Raw genomic sequence first — 18650 nt, forward strand, 5'->3', positions numbered from 1 at the left:
GGGTCAGTGTTTAAAGGGAATTTGCGCCCCAAACGAAAACCGGCCCCCAGGTGGGAGCCGGAAGAAGCGATTGATCTGCGCCAAATGTTACAGAAGATCCGGCGGTGTTGCCTCGCGGCCAAGGGCCTTTGTTACATCCGCCAGGCTTTCGACCTTGGTCTGTTTTTCGCCCAGGCGGCGCACGGAAACGGTGCGCTCTTCCACCTCGCGGTGGCCGACAGCGAGGATCACCGGAACCTTGCCCACCGAGTGCTCGCGGACCTTGTAGTTGATCTTCTCGTTGCGGATATCCGCTTCGGCGCGCACGCCCGCATCGCGCAGGATTTGCACGACTTCATTGACGTAATCGTCCGCCTCCGAGGTGATGGAGGCCACAACCACCTGACGCGGCGCCAGCCAGAAGGGCAGCTTGCCTGCGTGTTCCTCGATCAGGATGCCGATGAAACGCTCGAAGGAGCCCAGCGTTGCCCGGTGCAGCATGAAGGGGCGATGCTTGTTGCCGTCCTGGCCGATATAGGTCGCATCGAGCCGTTCCGGCAGGTTGGGATCCACCTGCAGGGTGCCGCACTGCCAGTTCCGGCCGATCGCGTCGGTCAGGGTGAACTCCAGCTTCGGCCCGTAGAAGGCGCCTTCGCCCTCGAGGATCTCGTAATCATAGCCGGCCGCCTTGCAGGCATCGCCCAGCGCCTTTTCCACGAAGTCCCAGCTTTCGTCGGAGCCGATCCGTTGTTCCGGGCGGGTCGAGAGCTTGATGGTCCAGTCATGGAAGCCGAGGTCGGCGTAGATCTTCGACAGGAAGTCGATGAAACGGGCGGTTTCGCTTTCGATCTGGTCTTCGGTGCAGAAGATATGGCCATCATCCTGGGTAAAGCCGCGCACCCGCATGATCCCGTGCAGCGCGCCCGAGGGTTCATAGCGCGCGCAGGAGCCGAACTCGGCCATGCGCAGCGGCAGGTCGCGGTAGGATTTCAGACCCTGGTTGAAGACCTGCACGTGGCAGGGGCAGTTCATCGGCTTCAGCGCGTTGACCGCCTTTTCGCGGGCATGGTCCTCGTCCACTTCGACGATGAACATGTTCTCCTGGTACTTGTCCCAGTGGCCCGAGGCCTCCCACAGCTTGCGGTCCACCACCTGCGGCGTGTTCACCTCCACATAGCCGCCGCGTTCCTGCTGGCGGCGCATGTAGTCCTGAAGCGTGGTGTAGACCTTCCAGCCGTTGGGGTGCCAGAAGACCTGACCGGGGGCTTCTTCCTGCATGTGGAACAGGTTCATCTCGCGGCCCAGCTTGCGGTGATCGCGCTTGGCGGCCTCCTCCAGCATGGTGAGATGCGCCTTCAGCTTTTCCTTGCCGGTAAAGGCCACGCCATAGATCCGCTGCAGCATGGCGCGGTCACTGTCGCCGCGCCAATAGGCGCCCGCGATGGACATCAGCTTGAAGGCATCGCCCGGCAGTTGACCGGTGTGCTGCAGGTGCGGACCGCGGCAGAGATCCTGCCAATGGCCGTGCCAGTACATGCGCAGCGGTTCGTCGCCGGGAATGGCGTCGATCAGCTCGACCTTGTAGGGCTCGTTGTTGGCCTCGTAGAATTTCACCGCACGCGCGCGATCCCAGACCTCGGTGGTCACCGGCTCGCGCTTGTTGATGATTTCCTTCATCTTCTTCTCGATCACGCCCAGATCTTCGGGGGTGAAGGGTTCGGCGCGGTCAAAGTCGTAATACCAGCCGTTCTCGATCACCGGGCCGATGGTGACCTTGGTGTCGGGCCATATCTCCTGCACGGCGCGGGCCATGACATGGGCCAGGTCGTGGCGGATCAGCTCATTCGCCTGCTCTTCGTCCTTCATGGTGTGCAGGGCGATGGAGGCATCGGCATTGATCGGCCATTGCAGATCCCAGTGCTTGCCATCAACGGTGGCGGAAATCGCCTTTTTCGCCAGCGAGGTCGAGATATCGGCAGCCACCTCGGCGGGGGTTACGCCAGCCTCGTAGCTGCGTGCATTGCCATCGGGAAGGGTGAGAGAGATTTGGGCCATATCGGCTGCTCCTCGTCGGTTTGGCGCCCACTGAACGCCCGGTTGCGGGTTATGGTGTCTGTGCCCTTTTTGACCGGGGCGCCGCCGCTGTCAACCACTGTGGTCGATCCTGGCATCACCGGGGGCAGGGACGTTGCTGTCCGAACAGATTGTTATTCTTTTCCATTCTTGCCTTTTGCCGGGAGCAGGGTCACGATCCGCGGGTATTTTGCCGATTGGCCGATTGCCCGACAGAAAGAGCCCCATGCGTGATTTTGACGAGATATTGGCCATCGCGGCCGACCGCCACGGCGGCCATGCGGCGGTTGCGGCCATGTTGCCGCAGACCCTCCCCAAGGATGACGTTGCGCAGATCCCGGATGCGGTGTGGCTGCGGACGATGGCGATGCGGATTTTCTCCACCGGCATGAGCACCAGCATGATCGAGGCCAAGGAGGACGATATCATCGCCGCCTTTGAGGGGTTCGACGTGGGGCGCGTGGCGCTGATGTCCGACGATTGGTTCGATGCGCTGCTGAAGGACAGGCGGATCATCCGCAACGCTCCGAAACTGCGCGCCATCCAGCAAAACGCGGTCTTCATCCAAGAGGTCTCTGCCGAGGCGGGCGGCTTTGGTCGCAAGATCGCCGACTGGCCGGATGCAGAGTTTGGTGAGCTTCTCTTCTGGCTCAAGTCCGAAGGGGCGCGCCTGGGAGGCAGCACGGGCGGCTATATCCTGCGCCAGCTGGGGCGGGATGGCTATGTCTTCTCCAAGGACGTGGTGGCCCGGCTCGTTGCCGAAGGGGTGGTTTCGGGCCAGCCAACATCGCGAAAGGCCATGCTGGCGGCGCAGGCTGCGTTCAACACCTGGCAGGCGCAGTCCGGGCGGCCCCTTGCGGAGATTTCCCGCATTCTGGCCCTCAGTATCTGAGGACGGGCCGGTTTTGCAAAGGGCGCCAAGACATGGCAGAGAATTGGCAAGCAGATATGACTGAAGGAAAATCGAGATGACAGCCCAAGAACTGGAAACGCCCCAGGGCCGCCGCCTTGCCTACCACAAATCCGAAGGCAGAGGCCCTTCAATCGTGTTCCTGGGCGGGCTGAAGTCGGACATGGAAGGCACCAAGGCCGTGCATCTGGAAGCCTGGGCCCGGTCACAGGGGCGGGCTTTTCTGCGCTTTGATTACTCCGGTCACGGCGAAAGCTCGGGCACCTTCGAGGAAGGCTGCATCGGCGACTGGCACGAGGATACGCTGGCTGCCGTTGATGCGCTGACCGATGGCCCCATCGTGCCGGTGGGATCTTCCATGGGGGGATGGCAGGCGCTGTTGCTGGCACGCGCGCTGCCCGAACGGATTGCCGGGATGGTCACCATCGCCGCCGCGCCGGATTTCACCGAAGACGGATACTGGGCCAGTTTCACCGATGCGCAGAAAGCCGAATTGGACACAAAGGGCTATGTGGAGCTGCCCAGCGACTACATGGAACCTTACCGCATCTCCAAGCGCATGATCGAGGATGGTCGCACCCGTCTTGTCTTGCGTGCGCCGCTCTCCTTGCCCTTCCCGGTGCGCTGCCTGCAGGGAACGGCGGACACGGCTGTTTCGACCGAGACGGCGCTGCGGCTGTTGGATCATGCGGAGTGCGCCGATATGCGCCTGACCCTGGTCAAGGACGCCGATCACCGGTTCTCTGATGCGGCCTGCCTGACACTGATCGAGAAGGCGGTGCTGGATGTGCTGGGGGATGCGTAATGGAGGGGATCTTGGGGGCGCTGGGAAAGGCCGTCCTTGGGCTGGGGGTTCTTGGGGCTGGGCTTTGGACCTTTGGCCCCTATGAACCTGTGGATCTGAAGGCGTCGTTTGATCCCGCGAAATTCGATGGGGGAGTTGCGGCCTATTTTGAACGTGTGGAAGGCGCCTTTTCCGATATCACGCCGGGGACCGAGAAACGAGTGATCTGGGCGGGGGAGCCTGAGGCGCGCACGCCCGTCTCGGTGGTCTATATCCATGGCTTTTCGGGCACCTCCGAGGAAATCCGCCCGGTGCCGGACCGCGTGGCGCAGGCGCTGGGTGCAAACCTCGTCTATACCCGGCTGGCCGGTCACGGGCGCCCGGGCTCGGCCATGGCTGAGCCTACCGTCAATGACTGGATGCAGGATCTGGCCGAGGCGCTGGCGGCGGCGCGTAAGGTAGGCGAGCGCGTGGTGGTGATTGCCACCTCCACCGGGGCCACGCTGATGACGGCAGCGGCGCTGGATCCCGAACTGTCGCGCGATCTGGCGGGGATCGTAATGGTCTCGCCCAACTATGGCATCAATCACCCGGTGGCCGCCCTGCTGACCTGGCCCGCTGCGCGTCACTGGCTGCCGCTGCTGGCCGGGAAAGAACGCTCCTTCCCGGCGCGCAGCCCGGAGCATGAACGGTTCTGGACCACATCGTACCCGTCGGTGGCGGCAATGCCGATGGCCGCACTTGTGAAGGCGGTCACGCAGTTGAAGCTCGAAGAGACGCGCATCCCGGCCCTGTTCTGGTTCTCTGAAAAGGATCAGGTGGTGCGCCCGGACCTGACGCAAAAGGTGGCCGCGCGCTGGGGCGGGCTGGTTAAGCTACAGAACCGTGATCCCGGCCCGGATGATGATCCTTACGCCCATGTGATGGCGGGGGATGTGATGTCGCCGGGGCAAACCGATACGGCGGTGCAGGATATCCTGTCCTGGCTCTCCGATCTGGAGGTGAAGTGATGGAGCAACGTGTCAGCCTGATCACCCTTGGGGTGCCCGACATGGAGCGCGCCGCCGCCTTTTACGAGGCGCTGGGCTGGCAGCGGGCACAGAGCCCCGATTGGGTGATCGCCTTTGATCTGATGTCCCAGACGCTGGGGTTATATCCGCTCGACAAGCTGGCCGAGGACATCGGCCTGCCGGTTGCGGCGCTGGGCACCGGGGCGATGACCCTTAGCCACAACCTGCGCAGCCCGCAGGAGGTGGACGCCTTGATGGAAGCCGCACGTGCGGCAGGGGCCGAGATCCTGCGCCCCGCAGCAGAGGTGTTCTGGGGCGGCTACATCGGCTATTTCCGCGCGCCGGACGGTCACATCTGGGAGATCGCCCACAACCCGTTTTCTCCGCTCTCCGAAGATGGTGCCTTTCGCTGGAACGGGTTTCCCGTCTCATCTTGAGGTCAAATTTCTTGCGCTTTTTCCTGTTGTTGCCCATGGTTGATGGGAAACCTCCGATCGCAGAGAGCTCGATGGTTCGGCGGGAGTAACGATAAGGTAGGGCGCATGACACACGAGATGTCCGAGGTTGGATCCAGCCCGCTGGGAACAGAACCGCTGGTGATGCTTCCCGGAATGATGTGCGATGCGCGGCTGTTCCAGCCCCAGATCGAAGCGCTGTCGGCCCATCTTCCGGTCACCGTGGCGCCCCTGTTGGGGGGCGAGAGGATCGAGGCGATTGCCGCGCATATCCTGACCATGCTGCCCGACCGTTTTGCGCTGGCGGGGCTTTCCATGGGCGGGATCATCGCGATGGAGATCATGCGCCGTGCGCCGCAGCGGGTCAGCCGCCTGTGCCTGATGGCAACGACGCCGCTGGCGGAAACCCCGGCCCAGGCGGCCGAACGGGAGCCCTTGATCATCGGGGCGCGGACCGGGCGTCTGGCGGAGATGCTGGAAAAGGCGCTGCCGGCAGAATGCCTGGCACCGGCTCCCGCTCGCCCTGCGATCCTTGAGACGGTGCGGCAGATGGGGCTGACCTTTGGCAGCGATGTTTTCGTGGCACAAAGCCGCGCGCTGCAGCGGCGCATGGATCAACAGGCCGCGGCGCGCCGTTGCCATGTGCCTGCGCTGGTCCTGTGCGGCGAATACGATCGGCTCACGCCGGTGAAACGGCACCAGTTGCTGGCGGATCTCATCCCCCATGCCAGATTGGAAGTCATTGCGGGGGCCGGGCATCTGCCGAGCCTGGAACAGCCAGAGGCGGTCACGCGCGCCCTGCTGCAATGGTTGTCCACCCCTGCGGTGCGGCAGTCTGCGGCCGGTTAACCCCGGGTTGCGGCGGTCCGCTCTGCCTTGCTGAGCACAATCGGTTCGCAGATTGGGCGGCCGGTTTCGATGTCGAAGAACGGGGTCTCCTTCCAGCGTCCCGACAGGCGGGCAGCCACCATCCGCGTGAAGAGGCCGTAGACCATCGACAGGGCGCCGTTGGTCAGCGGAGGCTTTCCCGGACGGGGCATGAAGGCGCGGGTGGTGATCTTGCCGAAGATCTCTGGCTGGGCAAAGAGATTGGTTCGCATGCCGGCAAAGGGCAGACCCGGAGTCTTCAGGGTATTGGCAAAGGGCGTGCCGCAACATCCCGCATACCAGCGAAACAGCCCCTTGGGGCCAAGCCGCATCAGGCGCAGGTTCTCTGCGCCCTTGGTGATGTGGATTGCATCGGGGGACAGCTGAAACAGCTCTACCGGATCAGGCGCCGGGTCAGGGCGCCCGTGATAGATCTCATTGGCGCGGCAATCGGCGCAGTAGCAGGCGATATGGGTGCCTGTTTTCAGCGCCTCGGGCGCGATATGCCCCTGCAATCCGCCGCACGTACAAGAAAAGGTGCAGACGGATTGATCGGGGGCAGTCGCCATGACGTCAGACCGCCGCGATCTTGGGTTTTGCGCGCTTGCCTTTCGGCTTGTCGCTGCGCGTGTTGGCATTCATGAAGTCGATCACCAGCGGGCGGATGTTGTTGCGCCAGCTGCGACCGGCAAAGATGCCGTAGTGACCGGCACCCGGCTCCACGTGGCTGGCCTTTTTTGAATCCGGCAGACCCGTGCAGAGATCCAGCGCCGCGATACACTGACCCGGGGCCGAGATGTCATCATTGGCGCCTTCAACCGTTTTCACGGCCACATCGGTGATTTTGCCGATGTCGACCTTGTGGCCATCGACGACGAATTCGTTCTTGGCGATCTCGCCGTTCTTGAACACGCGCTCGACCGTGGACAGGTAGAATTCCGCCGTCATGTCCATCACCGCCAGGTATTCATCATAGAACCGGTTGTGCGCGTCATGATCCGAGGCCTCGCCCTGGGAGACCCGCTGGATCTGGTCCATGAAGGCCTTGGAATGGCGGTCCATGTTCATCGACATGAAGGAGGACAGCTGCAGCAGCCCCGGATAGACCTTGCGCCCGACACCGGCGTATTTGAAGCCGACGCGCTGGATCATGGTTTCTTCCAGCTGGCCCATGGTTACGCGGCGGCCAAAGTCGGTGACCTCGGTCGGGGTGGCGTCAGGGTCCACAGGGCCGCCGATCAGTGTCAGCGAAGAGGGCTGCGCCTCGGGGTCCTGTTCGGCCAGGTAAGCGGTGGCGGCTAGGGTCAGCGGCGCGGGCTGGCAAACGGCGATCACATGGGTTTCGGGTCCCAGTTCGCGCATGAAGTCGACCAGATAAAGCGTGTAATCCTCGATATCGAACTTGCCGGCCGACACGGGGATGTCGCGGGCGTTATGCCAGTCAGTGACATAGACCTCGCAGTTTTCCACCAGGCTTTTGACGGTGGAGCGCAACAGCGTCGCGTAGTGGCCGGACATCGGCGCCACCAGCAGTACCTTGCGCGGCTGCACCTCGCGGCCGACGACGCGGAAATGGATCAGATCTCCAAACGCCCGTTCCACCACCGTGTCGATTTCGACCGTGTGGTCCTTCCCGTCTTCGCAGGTGAAGGTGCCGATCCCCCAGTCGGGGCGCGCCACCATGCGCTGAAAGGTCCGCTCGGTCACCTCGCCCCAGGCTGCCATCCAGCTGAGCGCGGGGTTCGGGATGGCGGAAAAGGCCGGGTAGGATGCCATCGACAAGGCCGTTGCCCCCAGCCATTGGTTCATGTTGCGGGCGGTTTCCATCAGGTCGTAGGACATCATGTAGCGCATGGCTGCTCCTTTTCGGTGTCCGCCCTGCAACCCATTGCACAAATCATGGGCGGATGATGCGCAGAGATTAGAACCTCGTGTCACTTTACCGTAGACTGCTTTGGTAAGAATTCTGCACAGCAGAAAGAGTAGGGAGGATTCTTTAAGATGACAACAAGCGACGTGATGGATGCCGAAACTTCGCCTGAACACATTGAACGGCTTAAGGAAAATCTCGAAAAAGTAGAACAACTCTCCAAGCGGCTGGTTGATGTGATGGCCTCGAAGAAGCCTCATCATCCGGGACTTGATGCTCCGAATCACGAATTGTTCGCACGTGCAGCAACCTCGTACTGGGCCTCGATGCTGGAAAACCCGGCCAAGATGCTGGAGCATCAGATCGAATATTGGGGCAAATCGGTGCTGAATTTCGCCGAAGCGCAGCAGGTTCTGACCGGCCATGTGGAGGAGGAACGCGACGCAGCGCCGAAGGACGGTCGCTTCAGCAACCCGATGTGGGACAAGAACCCCTACTTCCGCTTCATCAAGCAACAGTATCTGACCAATGCCGAGGCCATCCGTGACGCGGTGGAGGAAGCCGACGATCTGAACCCGGTCGACAAGCAGCGCCTGTCCTATTTTGCCGATCAGATCATCCACATGATGGCGCCGACCAATTTCCTGCCCACCAACCCGGATGCCCTGGAACGGGCGTTGGAGACCGAGGGACAGTCGCTGATCAAGGGGCTTGAGAACCTCGTTGCCGATCTGGAGGCCAACGACGGGGAGTTGATTGTGCGTCTGGCCGATGACACCGCCTTCGAGGTTGGTCGCAATCTTGCCACCACGCCGGGAGAGGTCGTCTTTCGCAACCGGATGATGGAGGTGATCCAGTATCGCCCCACCACCGATACGGTGCATGAAACACCGATCATTCTGTTCCCGCCCTGGATCAACAAGTTCTACATTCTCGACCTCAAGGCGCAGAACAGCCTGATCAAATGGGTGACAGAGCAGGGCTACACGCTGTTCGTCGTCTCCTGGGTGAACCCGGATGCCTCTTATGCGGATGTGGGCCTGGAAGACTACATCGAGGAAGGCTTCCTGACCGCCATCGATGAGGTCAAAAAGATCTGCAAGGTCAAGCAGGTGAATGCCGTCGGCTATTGCATCGCCGGAACCACGCTGAGCCTGACGCTGTCCCTGATGAAACAGCGCGGCGACAAATCGGTGAAATCGGCCACCTTCTTTACCGCGCTCACCGATTTTGGCGATCAGGGCGAATTCACCCCCTTCCTGCAGAACGATTTCGTCGATGCCATCGAAGAGCAGATCGGCGACGATGGATTGCTGCCTTCCTATATCATGGCGCGGACCTTCTCGTTCCTGCGGGCCAATGATCTGGTCTACGCGCCAGCGATCCGCAGCTACATGATGGGAGAGACGCCGCCGGCCTTTGATCTGCTCTATTGGAACGGCGACGGCGCCAACCTGCCCGGCAAGATGGCGATCCAGTATCTGCGCGGCCTGTGCCAGAGCAATGATTTCGTCAATGACGGCTTCGAGATCCTCGGCCACAAGCTGCATGTGCGGGATGTGGATGTGCCGCTGATGGCGGTGACCTGCGAGACCGATCACATCGCCCGCTGGAAGGATTGCTACCGCGGCGTGCAGCAGATGGGATCGCGCAGCAAGACCTTCATCGTGTCGCAGTCGGGCCATATCGCGGGCATCGTGAACCCGCCCTCGCGCAACAAATATGGTCATTACACCAATGACGACCTTAAAGGCGATGCCGAGGCCTGGATGGAGGGCGCCACCTTCAACGAAGGCTCCTGGTGGCCCCGCTGGGAGGCCTGGCTGAAGAAGCGCTCCGGCAAGCAGGTTCCGGCCCGAGAACCCGGTGATTCGCAGCATCCACCCCTGGCTGCGGCCCCGGGGAGCTATGTGCGCAAGGTTGCAAGATTCTGATATTAAAGCCTTTGCGAAGATTTTCTGCAGTGCAGCAAGAAATTTCTTGAAATGCTGCGCTGCAGAAAGTATATTGGTTTCAGACAAGGGCAGGCGGGGTTGTCCCGGATCCTGCAGCGAAAGGAACCAGTACGATGGCTAAGACCCAAGATTTTACTGCGATGATGAAAGACATGATGGGCGCATTCCCGATGGACACCAAAGCCATGGAAGATGCCTTCAAGAACTCCGCCGCTCTGAACGAGAAGCTGGCAGCAGTTGCGCTGGGCGCCGCTGAGCAGTCCGCGGAAATCTCGACCAAATGGACCAAAGACACCCTGGCCAAGCTGGGCGCCGTCTCCAAGGCCCAGGCAGAGCCCGCCGATTACGCAAAGGCCGCAACCGATTTCGCCAGCGCCTCCGCTGAAGTGGCCGCCGAAAACATGGCTGCCTTCGCCGAGATCGCCAAGAAGGCACAGACCGAAACCGTCGAGCTGCTGATGGCTGCCGGTAAGGACATCAGCGAAGAGGCGACCGCCGCTGTCAAGAAGGCCACCGAAGAGGTGACCACCGCAGCCAAGAAAGCGGCCGCGAAGTAAGAACTAACACATGGAGGCACCAGCTCTCCTCCCAATCGGTGCCAACATGTGATGAAAGGGCAGGCCACGCGGGCCTGCCCTTTTCGTTTCGGATCCAGGGCTAAAGACCTCCGGCTTAAAAGGCTGCCTGGCTGAAACAGCGGTGCTCTGGCTCCCAGCCGCAGGAGAGTTTCAGTTTCTCGGCGCAGAGTTGCTGATCCAGCGTCGGGCCTTCGGCCCAATCGCCGTATTTGCACAGCACATATTTCAGGGTGCGCACCACATAGCCCGAGGCGTGATCGCGTCTACGGGTGATTTCACTGATGATCTCGTGGGCGGGAACGCCGGACTGGGCGCAGACGTTGAATTCACCGGTCAGATCCGGGCGCTCCAACAGGCTGCGATAGGCCCGGGCCAGATCGTCACGATGCACCAGCGGCCAGCGGGTGCCGAGGCCACCCCAGGCCTCGATCGGATCCTCCCGGCGGGCCGCGTCCAGATAGCGGGAAAAAACGCCGCCACCATCCTCGTGATAGACCATCGCCGGGTGCAGAACCGCTGCTGACACGCCTTTTGCGGTGAGCACCTGCCTGGCCTGCGCTATCATCCACTCGAAACTGGAGATTGGTCGTTTGAAGGTGGTTTCATCGGCAATCCGCTCTCCGGTTGCGCCGTACAGCCAGCAGCCCCCGGTATAGAGAAACCTGAGCGGCGTGTCGCGCCGGGCCGCCTGGTTCAGCAGCTCGGTGATCACCTTGCGGTCGGTCTCTCCCATATCCGCTTCGAAGGTGGCAGCGGCCTGGATCACCGCATCCACATGGTGCACCCTGTCGGACCAGCGCTGGGGGTCCTTGAGATCGCCGCGCAGTGGGGAGGCGCCAATTTCTGCCAGCCGGGCCGCGGATTGGTCCGAGCGTGCAAGTCCCGTCACCGTATGGCCGTGATGGACAAGTTCCCGCGTGATGGCGGTTCCGATGGAGCCGGTGCCTCCCAAGAGCAATACGCGCATGTCGCAGCCCGTCCTGTGCAGTTTCAGTTGCGGGGAGCTGTGTAAAAGTTCAAGCCAACTTCAGGTCAAGCGGTTTTTGCAGGCTATGAGAGCAGGGAGGGGAACATTTTCCGCCTAAGGCCCTGCGAGGCTTTTCTTTTGTTCTGCGCTCGCATAGGGTTTTCTGCAATGCATCATGTCTGGGGAGGTATGACATGGCGGAACAGGAAAAGCCCCTGCTTATCAAGCGCTACGCCAGTCGGCGCCTGTATAACACCGAGACCAGCGATTACGTCACGCTGGAGGATATCGCCGGGTTCATCCGGGATGGGCGCGAGGTGCAGATCGTCGACCTCAAGACCGGAGACGATCTGACGCGCCAGTATCTTTTGCAGATCATTGCCGAACATGAAAGCCGCGGCGAGAACGTGCTGCCGGTCAATGTGCTGAACGATCTGGTGCGCAGCTACATGGTGCCGGGCGGCGGTGTGATGCCGCAGTTCCTGCAGAGCTCCTTTGACATGCTGCGCGACAGTCAGTCGAAGATGATGGAAAACATGAATGCGATGAACCCGATGGCGAACATGCCGGGGTTCGAGGCGATGAAGGCGCAGCAGGAAGCCTTCCTCAAGGCGATGACCGGGGGATTGTCCAGCGGTTGGACCGGGGGCAGCAGTACGCCCGAACCGGACAGCGCAGGGTCCGACAGCGAAGGGGAAGAGGATCTGGATGCGATCAAGCGCCAGTTGAGCGAGTTGCAGGACAAGCTGTCCAGGATCAAGTGATCCGGTGACGCGGCTCTGGCGGCAGCCTGCTCCATGTCTGACCTGATGAAACCCGGCTGTTTTGCCGGGTTTTTTCGTCTCTGGGAAGGGCCTTGGCGGGGGCGCTCCCGCCCGATCCTGCGCAGCCCTGACGGGCGGCGCGGAGCCGTTGGGCCAAGCGCCGCGCAGAGGCGCGGCGCGGGCGCGTCCATGGCGAAGGGTCAGGCTGCGGCGCGGCCCATGGTTTCATTGGCTGCGGCCAGCAGGATATCGACGGTGATATCCAGTTCCGCCTTGGTCAGACGCACCGGCAGGCGCACGTCGCAGGCCTTCATCAGCATGGCACGGGTCTGCGGCAGTTCGGGCAGATCCGAAAGGAATTGCCAGTTCCAGAAAGCGCGGGCATTGTCCGTGGAGAGACCAAAGACCTGCACCTTGACGCCCTTTTCGGCGGCGGATTTGGCAAAGGCCTTGATCTCTTCCTCGTTCATGCCGACCAGATTGAACTGGATCGAATCCGGCGCGCGCCGTTCAGGCGCCAGCGGGGCGGGCACGTCGAAATAGGGGGCGGCATTCAGGCGGTCCGCCACATAGTCATGGTTCTTCAGCCCGTCCCGCACCCGGCGCGCCAGTTCCGGCAGCTGCGGGCGGATCACGGCGGCGGAAAGGTTGCTCATCCGGAGGTTATAGAGCGGCAGCTGGTTCTGCCATTTGGCAAAGGCCTCGGCCAGGTCCGGAGTGTTCTCACCGCGCGGACCTTTGTGTTTCTGCCAGTTGTGCTCATAGGCCCCCGACATGATCACCGCGCGGGCCACCAGATCGGCATCGTCGGTGACCAGGATACCGCCTTCGCCCGCGTTGATCATCTTGTAGGACTGGAAGGAGAAGCAGCCGACCCGGCCAATGGTTCCGATATTCTGCCCGTTCCAGGTGGTGCCGAGCGAATGGGCGGCATCCTCGATCACCGGGATGTCGCGGGCCGCGCACAGGGCCATGATGGCATCCATGTCCGAGGTGTGACCGCGCATGTGGCTGATGATCACGGCCGAGATGTCCTGATCTAGACGCGCCTCGAAATCGGCGATGTCGATGCGGTAATTCTCGCCGACCTCGCACAGAACGGGGATGCAATCGGCATGCACCACCGAGGAGGGAACTGCCGCGAAGGTGAAGCCGGGGATCAGCACGCGGGCATCACGGGGCAGGCCTAGCGCCTTCAACGACAGGAACAGCGCCGCCGAGCAGGAGGAGACCGCAAGGGCATATTTGCAGCCGATCAGTTCCGCGAACTCCTGTTCCAGCAGGGCGACGGGGGCATCCTCGGGGGCGGTGTAGCGAAACAGGTCGCCCGATTGCATCAGCGCGTCAATCGCCTCCCGGGCGGCTGCGGGGATCGGTTCGGCGTCATGAACGTTCGGGGGCAGCGTCATATTTCAATTTCCCAAATATCTGATTTGGTAATTCTAAAACAGCAGGCGGGTAAAGCCAAGCAAAAGGCCCAGCTTCAACCTTCGGACAGGGAAAAATTCACAGAACTGTTGCGATGTCGCAGGGGAGGCTGGGGGTATTTGCGCCGCGATCAGAGCCCCAAACGGTCCCGCATGGCGAACCAGGTCATTGCCAGCACCAATAGCGGCGAGCGCAGGCGCGATCCGCCGGGAAAGGCGGGGGCGGGGACGCGGGCCATGGTGTCAAAGCCTTCGGCCTGTCCCTTGATGGCCTGCGCCATCAACTGCCCGGCATGGGTGGCAGTGCCGACCCCGTGGCCGGAATAGCCCGAGGCCGACAGGACATTGGGCGCCAACCTGGCAAGATAGGGCATGCGTTTCATGGTGATGCCCAGGGTCCCGCCCCAGGCGTAATCGACGCGCACATCCCGCAGATGCGGGAAGATCTGAAGCATGGGCTTGCGCACCGTCGCCTCGATATCGGTGGGAAAGCGGTAGCCATAGCTTTCGCCGCCGCCGAACAGCAGCCTTTTGTCGTGGCTGAGGCGGAAGTAGTTGACCACGAATTTGCTGTCGGCCACGGCCACATCGCGGGTCAGCACCTCAGTCGCCCTGTCGCCCAGGGGTTCGGTGGCGACCACGAAATTGTTGATCGGCATCACCCGGGCCGCAACCTGGCGGTTGAGCCCGCCAAGGTAGCCATTACAGGCGAGGATCAGGTGATCGGCGGTGACGGTGCCTGCCGCCGTGCGCAGCTTGACCTTGGCGCCTTCGCTGATCTCCAGGGCTTCGCTTTGTTCATAGATCTTTGCGCCGGCCGCATCTGCCGCCCGGGCCAGGCCCAGGGCATAGTTCAGCGGGTGCAGGTGGGCCGCGCCATGGTCAAGGAAACCGCCCTTGTAATCCGGTGATGGGCACATGGCATGGCAGGCGCTCTGGTCCAGGATTTCAAGCTGATCGTAGCCATAGCGCTCCTGCAGGTGGCGGCCATAGTCGTGCAGATGCTTGACCTCACCGTGGGAGGAGCCGGTCCAGGCCACCCCCGGTTTCAGGTGGCAATCGATGTCATGACGGGCGATCAGGGATTTCACCAGATCCTTCGCCTCTTCCCCCAATTGCCAGAGTTTCCGGGACTCTGTCTCACCCATCAGGCTTTCGAGACCTTCCTGATCCATGCGCTGCCCGCTGCCAAGCTGCCCGCCATTGCGGCCAGAGGCGCCAAAACCGACGCGGTGTGCCTCCAGGAGGACCACCTCCATGCCAGCCTCTGCCAGGTGCAGCGCGGCAGACAGGCCGGTGTAACCGCCGCCAACGATGCAGACATCGGCCCGGATATCGCCCTTGAGCGCGGGAAAGGGCGCGGTTGCGGTCGCCGTTGCCGTGTACCAGCTGTCCGGATAGTGGCCCTTGCGGTCATTGGAATAGAGCAGGTTCAAACCCATGGGATCACCTCATGCAGACGGGGCGCGCCGGGATCAGCGGCGCGGGATTTGGTCGGTGTTGCACCGCGCGGGCGGCAGGAACCAAGGATCAGACGTTCAGCAGCAGGTGCTCACGCTCCCAGGGGGAGATCACCTGTAGGAATTCCTCGTATTCGGTGCGTTTGACGATGCCATAGACGCGGGCGAACTCGGGGCCGAGGACCTCGTGCAGCTTGCTGGCCTCGTCAAAGAGATCCAGCGCCTGTCCCATGACCTGGGGAATATCGCCGTCGCCCTCATAGGCGTCGCCCTTGAACTGGCGGCGGGGGCGTTCCTCTTCGATGAGACCGAGATAGCCGCAGGCCAGCGATACGGCGATGCCGAGGTACGGGTTGCAGTCCATCCCGGCAAGGCGATTTTCCACGCGGCGCGCCGCGGGGCCGGAGAGCGGCACGCGGATCCCGGTGGTGCGGTTGTCGCGGCCCCATTCCAGGTTGATGGGGGCGGCGTGGTCCTTCACGTAGCGCCGGTAAGAGTTCACATAGGGCGCCATCACCGCGACGCCGGCGGGCAGGTGGTTCTGCAGCCCGGCGATGAAGTGATAGAAGGCATCCGTTTCACCGCCTTGTGGGCCGGAGAAGATGTTTTCGCCGGTTTCCTTGTCGATGATCGAGTGGTGGATATGCATGGCCGAGCCGGGCTCATCCGCGATCGGTTTTGCCATGAAGGTGGCAAAGCAGTCGTGGCGCAGCGCGGCCTCGCGGATCAGGCGCTTGAAGTAGAAGACCTCATCCGCCAGCTTCACCGGATCGCCATGGCGCAGGTTGATTTCCAACTGCCCGGCACCGCCTTCCTGGGTGATGCCGTCGATCTCGAAGCCCTGTGCTTCGGCAAAGTCGTAGATGTCGTCGATCACCGGGCCGAATTCATCCACGGCTGTCATCGAATAGGCCTGGCGCGCGGCGGCGGGGCGGCCCGAGCGGCCCATCATTGGCTTGATCTCATGGGCGGGGTCGACGTTACGGGCGACCAGGAAGAATTCCATCTCCGGCGCCACGACCGGATCCCAGCCCTTGTCGTGATAGAGCTGAACCACCCGCTTCAACACGTTGCGCGGCGAGCAGGCAATCGGGTCGCCGTCGCGGTCATAGGCATCGTGGATCACCTGCAATGTCCAGTCGCCGGTCCAGGGGGCTGCCGTCACCGTGGTCATGTCGGGGTAAAGGATCATGTCCCGTTCGATGAAGCCATCCTCTCCGGCAGCCTCGCCCCAGTCGCCGGTGATGGTCTGGTAGAAGATGCTGTCGGGCAGGTGGAAATACTCTTGTTTCTCGAACTTGCTGGCTGGCACCGCCTTCCCTCGGGCGATGCCCGGCAGGTCCGAGATGATGCATTCAACCTCGTCGAGACGACGGCCCTCCAGGTAGGATTTTGCGGCATCTGGAAGGGCGTCGAGCCAGGCGGACATCAGGTCCTCTCTTTCTTGAAAAACTCTGCGAGGAAGGTTGCGATTTCAGGATTGTCTACGGGGGTGTTCAGACCTTGGGCGGCGCTGTCGAGGATCTGATCCGGCACCACGCCGCGACCGCGTTTTTCGATCAGGCCCTGCACGAAGCCGTTCGAGAACTCGGGATGGGGCTGCACGGTCCAGATGTGGTCGCCATAGGCCAGGATGCCATTCTCGCAGAAGGCATTCCCTGCCAGCACGCGGGCGCCTTCGGGGCGCTGGATAACCTGATCCTGGTGCCAGGCGTTGAGGGTGACGTCCTTGCCGTCTTGCTGATAGGTCACATGACCCACGGCCCAGCCCCCATCGTATTTGGCAACCGTGCCGCCAAGAGCCTGCGCGATGATCTGATGGCCAAAGCAGATCCCCGCCATGGGCTGTTTGCGGGCATTGATCTGGCGGATCAGTTCCTCCAGCGGGGGAATCCAGTCGTGCGGCTCATAGGCGCCGTGTTTGGATCCGGTGATCAGCCAGGCATCGGCCTCTTCTGGCCCATCCGGGAAGATACCATCCACGACAGCCCAGGTTTTGAATTCAAAGCCGTTCCCCCCCAAAAGGGTGCGGAACATTTCGTCATAGTCGCCCGAGCTTTCGATCAGGTCTTCGGGGGCATGGCCGGTTTGCAGAATGCCGATTTTCATAGGTCACCAAATTTGATCAAATTCACCCTATCCGATCCATGACGCTCGGGCAAGAGATCATACCGCCTCAAGCCAGGACAGCCAGTGGGCCTCTTGCGGGCGGTTGGCGAATTCGGCCAGTTCCTGCCGTTTTGTCATCACCAGGTTGCGGATTGCCATGGCGGGCAGGATGCGAGCGATCAGCGGATCGCTTTCAAACAGATCGATGGCCTCGGCCCAGCTGGCGGCAAGCTGTGGCAGCCCCTTGATGTCGTAGATGTTGCCGCTGGAGGGGGCGGGGGGCTGCATCGCGTCTTCGATCCCCACGAGGGCCGCGCCCAGCACGGTGGCCAGCATCAGATAGGGGTTGATGTCACCGCCCGCGGCCCGGTGTTCGATCCGGCGGGCCTTGGGGCTGCCGCCGGGAATGCGGATGGCGGCGGTGCGGTTTTCATAGGCCCAGGCGGCGCTGGTGGGCGCATGGGCGCCGGGGATCAGCCGGTCGTAGGAATTGCCGTGCGGGGCAAAGATCAGCGTGCTGGCGGGCATCGCCGCCAGGCAGCCGGCCACTGCATTCAGCAGCAGGTCGGACCCGGCATCGGTGCCATTGTCGAAGATGTTGTTTCCCGCCTCATCCACCACCGAGAAATGCACATGCATGCCGTTCCCGGCCTCTTCGGCATAGGGTTTCGCCATGAAGGTGGCGGCAAATCCGTGTTTGCGCGCCAGCCCCTTGACCAGGGCCTTGAACAGCCATGCATCGTCGGCACAGCGCATGGCATCCTGGTGATCGAGGTTGATTTCGAACTGGCCGAGGCCTGCTTCGGAAATGGCGTCCTTGGCGGGGATGCCCATCGCCTCGGCGCCCTCATAGACATCGGAAAAGAAGGCATCAAAGGCGTCAAGCTCGGCCACCGATAGCACCGATTGCTGGTCCAGCTCGCGCCCCGTCAATGGGTCAATGGGCGGCCCCGGCTGCGCACCGCCGTCATCCACCAGGTTGAACTCCATCTCGGTCGCGGCAACGACTTTCCAGCCGCGCGCCGTGTAGCGCTCAAGCACCTGCGCCAGAACCTGGCGCGGATCGCCGAGGAAGGGCGTGCCGTCCTCCAGCACCATGGTCATCGGGATCAGTGCCGAAGGGGTGCTGAGCCAGGGCATGGGGACAGCGCCGCGATCCGTTGGCAACAAGATGCCATCGGCATCGCCGGTCTCAAAGACCAGCGGGCTGTCCTCGATGTCGCGGCCCCAGATATCCACGTTTAGAACCGAGACAGGCATTCGGGCGGTGCCGTCATCCAGTTTGCGGGCAAGGCTTGCGGGCATGCGTTTGCCGCGCATCTGTCCATTCATGTCACAGGCGGCAATGCGGACGGTTCTGAGGCCAGAGAGGTCCATTTGGGGCTCCATTGTTGGTGCTCATAGTTCTACCGGAGCCAAGGAAAGACGCAATCAAAATTTGA

17 protein-coding genes are annotated in these 18650 nt (G+C 62.2%); 8 read left to right on the forward strand and 9 right to left on the reverse strand.

What is annotated here, in order from left to right; genetic code table 11:
- Nucleotides 1-87: 87 nt before the first annotated feature.
- The gene (gene thrS / locus PXK07_RS02635; protein WP_274846636.1) at nucleotides 88-2034 is read right to left on the reverse strand and encodes a threonine--tRNA ligase; all 1947 of its coding nucleotides are present in this window, start codon (nucleotides 2032-2034) and stop codon (nucleotides 88-90) included.
- A 244-nt stretch (nucleotides 2035-2278) separates the two neighbouring features.
- Here thrS and PXK07_RS02640 point away from each other — a divergent pair, with 244 nt between their 5' ends.
- The 5 genes from PXK07_RS02640 to PXK07_RS02660 all read left to right on the forward strand — a co-directional run bounded on the left by PXK07_RS02640 (nucleotide 2279) and on the right by PXK07_RS02660 (nucleotide 6060).
- Nucleotides 2279-2944: a DNA-3-methyladenine glycosylase I gene (locus tag PXK07_RS02640; RefSeq protein WP_274846637.1), complete on the forward strand. Its 666-nt coding sequence runs from the start codon at nucleotides 2279-2281 to the stop codon at nucleotides 2942-2944.
- Between the two features lie 76 nt (nucleotides 2945-3020).
- Nucleotides 3021-3767, forward strand: coding sequence for an alpha/beta fold hydrolase (locus tag PXK07_RS02645; protein WP_274846638.1), 747 nt, complete (start codon nucleotides 3021-3023; stop codon nucleotides 3765-3767).
- Nucleotides 3767-4756 carry an alpha/beta hydrolase gene (locus tag PXK07_RS02650; protein ID WP_274846639.1) on the forward strand — a complete coding sequence of 330 codons (990 nt, stop codon included), beginning with the start codon at nucleotides 3767-3769 and terminating at the stop codon, nucleotides 4754-4756. The genes PXK07_RS02645 and PXK07_RS02650 overlap by 1 nt, the downstream gene beginning before the upstream one ends.
- Complete coding sequence (locus PXK07_RS02655; protein ID WP_274846640.1) at nucleotides 4756-5193, forward strand: VOC family protein; 438 nt, start codon at nucleotides 4756-4758, stop codon at nucleotides 5191-5193. The genes PXK07_RS02650 and PXK07_RS02655 overlap by 1 nt, the downstream gene beginning before the upstream one ends.
- Before the next feature lie 105 nt (nucleotides 5194-5298).
- Nucleotides 5299-6060, forward strand: coding sequence for an alpha/beta fold hydrolase (locus tag PXK07_RS02660; RefSeq protein ID WP_274846641.1), 762 nt, complete (start codon nucleotides 5299-5301; stop codon nucleotides 6058-6060).
- Here PXK07_RS02660 and PXK07_RS02665 read toward each other — a convergent pair.
- Together PXK07_RS02665 and phaZ are read right to left on the reverse strand one after the other, a co-directional pair.
- On the reverse strand, nucleotides 6057-6647 hold the full coding sequence (locus tag PXK07_RS02665; protein WP_274846642.1) for a DUF6151 family protein: 591 nt from the start codon (nucleotides 6645-6647) through the stop codon (nucleotides 6057-6059). The genes PXK07_RS02660 and PXK07_RS02665 overlap by 4 nt on opposite strands.
- Before the next feature lie 4 nt (nucleotides 6648-6651).
- Nucleotides 6652-7932, reverse strand: a complete 1281-nt coding sequence (gene phaZ, locus PXK07_RS02670) for a polyhydroxyalkanoate depolymerase (protein WP_274846643.1) — start codon at nucleotides 7930-7932, stop codon at nucleotides 6652-6654.
- 147 nt (nucleotides 7933-8079) lie between these two features.
- Here phaZ and PXK07_RS02675 point away from each other — a divergent pair, with 147 nt between their 5' ends.
- Nucleotides 8080-9882 (forward strand): PHA/PHB synthase family protein, encoded by a 1803-nt coding sequence (locus PXK07_RS02675; protein WP_274846644.1) that lies wholly within the window; start codon nucleotides 8080-8082, stop codon nucleotides 9880-9882.
- A 134-nt stretch (nucleotides 9883-10016) separates the two neighbouring features.
- Nucleotides 10017-10460 (forward strand): phasin, PhaP, encoded by a 444-nt coding sequence (locus tag PXK07_RS02680; RefSeq protein ID WP_274846645.1) that lies wholly within the window; start codon nucleotides 10017-10019, stop codon nucleotides 10458-10460.
- A 115-nt stretch (nucleotides 10461-10575) separates the two neighbouring features.
- Here PXK07_RS02680 and PXK07_RS02685 read toward each other — a convergent pair whose 3' ends face one another.
- Nucleotides 10576-11448 (reverse strand): NAD-dependent epimerase/dehydratase family protein, encoded by an 873-nt coding sequence (locus PXK07_RS02685; protein WP_274846646.1) that lies wholly within the window; start codon nucleotides 11446-11448, stop codon nucleotides 10576-10578.
- Between the two features lie 194 nt (nucleotides 11449-11642).
- On the opposite strand from PXK07_RS02685, the gene phaR reads away from it, so the two are divergent.
- The gene (phaR, locus tag PXK07_RS02690; protein ID WP_274846647.1) at nucleotides 11643-12212 is read left to right on the forward strand and encodes a polyhydroxyalkanoate synthesis repressor PhaR; all 570 of its coding nucleotides are present in this window, start codon (nucleotides 11643-11645) and stop codon (nucleotides 12210-12212) included.
- Nucleotides 12213-12412: 200 nt separating this feature from the next.
- Here phaR and PXK07_RS02695 read toward each other — a convergent pair whose 3' ends face one another.
- The 5 genes from PXK07_RS02695 to PXK07_RS02715 all read right to left on the reverse strand — a co-directional run bounded on the left by PXK07_RS02695 (nucleotide 12413) and on the right by PXK07_RS02715 (nucleotide 18585).
- Entirely contained in the window at nucleotides 12413-13621 is a 1209-nt protein-coding gene (locus tag PXK07_RS02695; RefSeq protein WP_274846648.1) for a DegT/DnrJ/EryC1/StrS family aminotransferase, read from the reverse strand.
- A gap of 149 nt (nucleotides 13622-13770) precedes the next feature.
- Complete coding sequence (locus PXK07_RS02700; protein WP_274846649.1) at nucleotides 13771-15081, reverse strand: NAD(P)/FAD-dependent oxidoreductase; 1311 nt, start codon at nucleotides 15079-15081, stop codon at nucleotides 13771-13773.
- A gap of 88 nt (nucleotides 15082-15169) precedes the next feature.
- Entirely contained in the window at nucleotides 15170-16528 is a 1359-nt protein-coding gene (locus PXK07_RS02705; RefSeq protein ID WP_274846650.1) for a glutamine synthetase family protein, read from the reverse strand.
- Nucleotides 16528-17208 (reverse strand): type 1 glutamine amidotransferase, encoded by a 681-nt coding sequence (locus tag PXK07_RS02710; protein ID WP_274846651.1) that lies wholly within the window; start codon nucleotides 17206-17208, stop codon nucleotides 16528-16530. Before PXK07_RS02710 ends, PXK07_RS02705 begins: the two co-directional genes overlap by 1 nt.
- A 57-nt stretch (nucleotides 17209-17265) precedes the next feature.
- Nucleotides 17266-18585, reverse strand: a complete 1320-nt coding sequence (locus PXK07_RS02715; protein WP_274846652.1) for a glutamine synthetase family protein — start codon at nucleotides 18583-18585, stop codon at nucleotides 17266-17268.
- Nucleotides 18586-18650 lie beyond the last annotated feature (65 nt).

The sequence above is a fragment of the Phaeobacter sp. QD34_24 genome (assembly GCF_028890115.1).
Classification (GTDB): Bacteria; Pseudomonadota; Alphaproteobacteria; order Rhodobacterales; family Rhodobacteraceae; genus Phycobacter.